A 5,449-nucleotide genomic window follows, 5' to 3' on the forward strand; every position below is an offset into this window, starting at 1 on the left:
CCGGTGCCTCTTCTGCCGGCTTGATGATCACAGAGCAGCCGGCTGCCAGCGCCGCCGCCATCTTGCGCGACGGAATTGTGGTCGGGAAGTTCCAGGGCGAGAAGGCCGCAACCGGTCCGATCGGCTCCTTCAGCACCATGTGGCGCACGCCGGGATGCTTGGACGGGACGATGCGGCCATAGGCGCGGCGCGCCTCTTCGGCATACCAGTCGAAAATATCGGCGCAAGCGGCTGCCTCGGCTGACGACTCGCTCAGGAGCTTGCCTTGCTCGGTCGTCGTGACGGCCCCGATATGGCGCGCACGCTCCCGCATCAGCGCCGCAGCAGCACGCAGCACCTTGGCCCGGTCATAGGCAGACGTCTTGCGCCACACCTCGAACCCTGCACGGGCGGCTGCAAGCGCCTCGTCCAGATCGGCCTGCGTCGCGACGGGCAAATCGGCGATTGTCTCGCCCGTTGCCGGGTTCAGGACGGGAATGGTGTTGCCGTCACTGGCGCCGCGCCACTTGCCGGCGATGAAAAGCGACGGTGCGGGATATTCAAACGATGTGTCGGCCATGTCGCTTTTCGTCTCCGTATACTTGCCGGCTTGCGGGCTTCTGTCCCCGCTCTATCCGGGCAGAACTTCCTGGCGGGCGAGCCAGCGCGCCGTCACGCCGGGATTGGCAATATGCAGCGGCAATTCTCCACGAAGGCCGCGCAGCGTGTTCTCGGCGGCCACTTCCGGTATGCGGGCGTAAAGCTCTGCCGAATGTCCCACGTCATGGGCGGTGGCGATTACGCGCGGATGACGCCGCAGAGGGTGATCCGGCGCTGGCGGCTCTGCCTCCCAGGCGTCGATGGCCGCGGCGCCCAGATGCCCGCTCTCCAGAGCCTGCAGGAGGGCGTCATCGTCCACGCACCCGCCACGCCCGATATTGATCAGGCAGGCGCCGGGCTTCATGCGTGCAAGGGCCTCAGCGTTAATGATGTGCCGGGTTTCGGGTGTGAGCGTTACCAGCACCAGCAGGACGTCACTGCGTTCCAGAAGCGCATCGAACCCGACCAGATCGACCCCGTGCTGCGCCGCCAGCGTCGCGTCGACATACGGGTCATGCGCGATGAGGTCACAGTCCCAGCTGATCAGCCTGCGTGCAATCGCCCGGCCAATGCGGCCAAGGCCCAGAAAGCCGACTGTGGAACCGGAGACCAGGCCTCCCGGCGCAGCGGTCTTCCACTGACCAGCGCCGACGCTTGCCTGCTTCGCCATGAGGTTCTTGCGCAAGGCCGCCACCAGCATGACGCCCGCCTCGGCCATGCCTTCAAAGTTTTCCGCCATCGCGCCGTGCGCAACGACGATGCCAAGCTCGGTCGCGGCCTTCACGTCTATATGTTCAACGCCAATGATGGGCGAGGTAATGACGCGGGCGGACGACGCGGCTGCAAGTGCCTCTCTCGGCAGGCCGAGCCCCCGGAACGTGCCGACAAACGCGTCAGCCCGTGCCGCATAGTCCCGCAGGATTTCCGGTGTCCAGCCGGGAAAATCCGCAGGCAGGCGCAAAATCTCGCAGCCCGCATCGCTCAGATGGCCGATCACCGCCTCATGCGATGCAAGACTTGCCGCCGTGACGATGCAGTGCGACACGGCCCCTAGCCTTTCTGGCCTTCACGCCGCTGCAGCAGGTGGTATTGCTGCTCGCGGCGGGCTTCATCGAGGCGCTTGCCGGATTTGACGGCATCGCGGATTCGGGCCTCGGCCTCCTCGATGGCTTCGGCCGTTGCGAGAACTTCTTCCTCGCGGGCCTTCGGTATCACCACCACGCCATCGGAGTCGCCGCGCATGATGTCGCCGGGGCAGACGCGCGCATCGCCAATATTGACGATGACTTGCGTGGCTTCGAGCTGAACCCGGTCCTTGCCCGTGCGCATCGAGTAGGAGCGGCTATACATCGGATAGCCCAGATCCAGCGCCAGATGCGTGTCGCGGCAGGCCCCGTCGATGACGGTGCCGCCGAGCTTGCCCTGATGCGCGCACAAGGTGAGGATGTCGCCCCAGACGGTCGCATCCTGACGCCCGCCATTATCGATCACGACCACATTGCCTTCCGGCACATCGTCTATGAAATCGCCCACCGTTCCAGCCGGATGGCCGACCGGAGCGTAAGACAATGTGAAAGCACGCCCGGCCATCCGGAAGCTGTGGTCCAGCGGCTTGATGCCCAGGCATTGCCCGGCAATGCCCAGCTTGTCGAGCGCATCAGAGAGCGTCGCGGTATCGATGCGGCCAGCGCGTTCAACATTCGTGTCGGTCATCTAGGCCTTGCTCTCCAACAGGTGTTCGTAATTGCCGCCCATCACTTCACTGACAGGCTGTCCGGCCATGACCGCCTTGGTCATGGCGGCTTCCTTCAGGGCGATGTTTTCTGCTGCCGCGAGGACGTTTTCGATCTCGGCCTTCGGGATGAAGGCGGCGCCGGACGAGTCCGCGACGACATAGTCGCCCTGGCTGACCGTCACGTCACCGACCTGCACAGGCACTCCGGTCGCGGCTTCATGGATGCGGCCACGCGCTGTGCGTGCGGTGCCGCCGCGCGCATAGACGGCAAAGCCGATATCGGCCGCCTCATCGACATCGCGGGCGAGCCCCTCGACGATCACGCCGGAAATGCCCCGGCCCCTCGCCGCATTGGAGAGTATGCCGCCCCAGCCTGCGCATTCGATCCCGGTGCGCTGCTCCACTACAATGACACTGAACGCGCCGCTGGAATCGATGGCCTGCGTGCAGAGATGACGCGATGGCGCGCCAGCCGGCGGCTTGCCGGCAGCCAGCTTGACGGTCGTTACCTCGCCAAACACGCGCTGGCGGACCGAGAGCGGGCGCAGCCCGGTAACCGAGGCGGCGAGTCCAAGCTGGTCGAGCGCATCGGATACGGCGCAGGCATCAAGGCGCGCCAGACGGTCCTGTATCGCATTGCTCATGCCTGCCCCTCCTGCTTCCGGTTCCAGCAGATGAAGCCGTTTGCCGTGCCGGTGCCGGCCTCGGAGCGATAGCAGGCCTGATAATCGATGATGTCACCGCTCAGCTGCGTCTCGAAAAGCGCACCGGCAGCAGCAACCCAGTTCTTCAGCTCGGAGGTTCCCGACTGGAAATGGCGCTCCTCGATGGAGCAGAGCGCCTCGGCGTCCCGGCGCTGGATCGCGTCCATGAACATGCGGTCGAAGTCTTCATCGATGACGAAATGGGTCATGCCGCCAGACCCGAATACCGCCACGCGGGCATCGCTGTCCCAGGCCTTGATGGTGCGTGCCACAGACCGGCCAAACTCGAAGCAGCGGCGGGCCGTCGGCTGGTTGGGCGGGAAGAAGGTGTTGGCAAAAACCGGCACGTTGGGGATCACCTTGTCGCGCATGATCTGGCGGTAGATGAAACCGAAGGCATGGCCGATGCCGCTATTCCAGTGACCCGGATTTTCCGGCAGGCGGCTGGACCGGGCGAGATCAAACCCGCCAGCGACCGCATCGCGTATGATCGCCTGCGCCAGCTCGCGGTGACCGGGATATTCGGTACGCTTGGGCGGGTTATGGCCCCATTCGGCCTCATGGATGCCCGGCGCCATCTTCTTCGCCTGGTCATCGGAGGCCGGCTCGTTCCAGAGGGTGTCACCGTCGAAGACGGTCAGCGCCGGAATGAGATCATCGAGAAACAGCTCGTTCTGGTCATTACCGAAGATGACCGCCACGTCGGCGCGCGCTTCCTCGAACAGGCCAGCCATGCGCTCCACGGCGATCCGGCAAGCCTCCGCCCGGCGCGTACGCTCCTGAAGGCTCGACTTTTCCGCAAGCCCCTCGCCTTTGCGCATCTCGACGAGGGTCGGGAAATCGTACTTGCCGCCCCGGAAAGGGTGGTCCTTGCGGGCATGATCGGCCGGCAGGCGCAGGAGCCATTGCTCCGGCGTTGTCGACAGGGTCGGCCCGTGCGTCGTCCACATCCCCAATACTATCTCGGCCATGGCAGACCTCCCCAAAAGGGTTGCGTGATCAGACGTCGAGCCGGAAGACGGCCCGCGCATTGTCCTCGAAAATCATCTTTTTCTGCGCGTCGCTGAGCCAGTCGAAGCCGGCGATAACCGGCGCGATATGGTCCATGGTGTGCTCATGACCATCGACGACTTTCGAGCCGACGCCGGGGCATTCCGACCCGAACAGGCAGCGCTCCGGGCCGACCGTCTCGATCAGCAGGCGCAGTGCGTTCTCGGTGTAGAGCACCGTGTCGAAATAGAGCTTGCGCAGGCCCTCGGAGAAGGTCCGCTTCATGCCGGGGCGGATGGAGCCGGCTTCGAACCGTCCAAGCTGATAGGGAATTGCGCCGCCGCCATGGCTCACCACGATCTTAAGATCGGGGAAGTCCTCCAGCACGGTGGAATTGACCAGGTTGAAGACCGCAATCGATTCCTCATTGATGAAGTGCAGGCTGTAGGGCGTGCGGTCCGAGCGCGAACCGGTCGGGTGGATATGCGCTGGAATGTCCAGCTCGCAGAGTTTCTCGTAGAGCGGATACCAGTAGCGCTCACCAAGGCCGGGCGCCTCGGTACCGGTGTTTTCGTACGGATCGGGATTGAGCAGGCAGCCCTTGAAGCCCAACTCCTTCACGCAACGCTCCAGCTCGGCAAACGTGTTCTCGATCGGCTCGCCGGCGACCTGCGGCAGCCCGCAAATGCCCCCGAAGCGATCGGGGAATAGCTGGGTCTGGCGATAGATGATCGTGTTGGTTTCCTCGACAAACCAGTGGACCACCCTGCCCGGCTCGAAGCTCGGCATCATCTGGAAGGGGCGCGGGGAGATCAGCTGGTAGTCAGTGCCATGGCGGTCGAGCATGTCCATATGCCCGCACGGCGCCATTTCCTTCTTGTTGACGGCCCGGCGGATGTCATCATCGCTGACGTGCACGCCGCCTCGCCCGTGAGAGCCGCGATGCGACAGGACAGACGCCTTGTAGGCCCACAACTCGGCCGGCGCGCTGACATGGCCATGGCAGTCAATGATCATGATGTAATGCCTTGATGCTTGCAGAAGCTTCGGCCCCCTGAAGTGACCAAAGCGGAAAATTAAACAGACGTCTGTATATTATAGCTGGAAGCCGGGTGCAAGGGCGAGCCGAACATGCCGCACAGGCAAGTCAGCGCCTTGACCAAGGCTGTCTCGCCAAGCGCGCGGAGCCTGCGAGAAGGAAACTCCACAACCCAGCTTCCGCCTTTGCAGAGCTTGGACGATTCCATTGCCCGAGCGTCGCCAGAACCGTTGCCATGATGTGCCCGCGAGGCCGGGGTGTGGTCGATGTCCTGCGCCCGGAAAGCGGTGGCACGCGGTATCACCATTGCCAAATGGTCAGACGTCTGCTCAAATGCGGCCAACATTTGATCGGCTGCCCGTCTCCGCGAGGTATATCATGGCAAAGTCTCTCAGCGCAGTG

General features: G+C 63.9%; 6 protein-coding genes. All 6 read right to left on the minus strand.

The window, feature by feature from the left end; all coding sequences use genetic code 11:
- On the minus strand, positions 1-559 hold a 559-nt coding region (locus ACTS2Z_RS09460; RefSeq protein ID WP_442572966.1), incomplete at its 3' end, for an aldehyde dehydrogenase family protein.
- Positions 560-610: 51 nt separating this feature from the next.
- Positions 611-1,624, minus strand: a complete 1,014-nt coding sequence (locus ACTS2Z_RS09465; RefSeq protein ID WP_442572967.1) for an NAD(P)-dependent oxidoreductase — start codon at positions 1,622-1,624, stop codon at positions 611-613.
- A 5-nt stretch (positions 1,625-1,629) separates the two neighbouring features.
- Entirely contained in the window at positions 1,630-2,292 is a 663-nt protein-coding gene (locus ACTS2Z_RS09470) for an RraA family protein (RefSeq protein WP_442572968.1), read from the minus strand.
- The gene (locus ACTS2Z_RS09475) at positions 2,293-2,958 is read right to left on the minus strand and encodes an RraA family protein (protein ID WP_442572969.1); all 666 of its coding nucleotides are present in this window, start codon (positions 2,956-2,958) and stop codon (positions 2,293-2,295) included.
- Positions 2,955-3,989 (minus strand): protocatechuate 3,4-dioxygenase, encoded by a 1,035-nt coding sequence (locus tag ACTS2Z_RS09480; protein ID WP_442572970.1) that lies wholly within the window; start codon positions 3,987-3,989, stop codon positions 2,955-2,957. Before ACTS2Z_RS09480 ends, ACTS2Z_RS09475 begins: the two co-directional genes overlap by 4 nt.
- Before the next feature lie 28 nt (positions 3,990-4,017).
- Positions 4,018-5,025 (minus strand): amidohydrolase family protein, encoded by a 1,008-nt coding sequence (locus tag ACTS2Z_RS09485; protein WP_442572971.1) that lies wholly within the window; start codon positions 5,023-5,025, stop codon positions 4,018-4,020.
- Positions 5,026-5,449: the final 424 nt, after the last annotated feature.

Origin of the sequence: Glycocaulis sp., from assembly GCF_052168375.1 — a bacterium.
Taxonomy (GTDB): domain Bacteria; phylum Pseudomonadota; class Alphaproteobacteria; order Caulobacterales; family Maricaulaceae; genus Glycocaulis.

Excerpts from the sequence above, each read along its gene's own strand:
- ACTS2Z_RS09485 (WP_442572971.1), bottom strand. The coding sequence starts at position 5,025 with ATGATCATTGACTGCCATGGCCATGTCAGCGCGCCGGCCGAGTTGTGG.
- ACTS2Z_RS09475 (WP_442572969.1), bottom strand. The coding sequence starts at position 2,958 with ATGAGCAATGCGATACAGGACCGTCTGGCGCGCCTTGATGCCTGCGCC.
- ACTS2Z_RS09470 (WP_442572968.1), bottom strand. The coding sequence starts at position 2,292 with ATGACCGACACGAATGTTGAACGCGCTGGCCGCATCGATACCGCGACG.
- ACTS2Z_RS09480 (WP_442572970.1), bottom strand. The coding sequence starts at position 3,989 with ATGGCCGAGATAGTATTGGGGATGTGGACGACGCACGGGCCGACCCTG.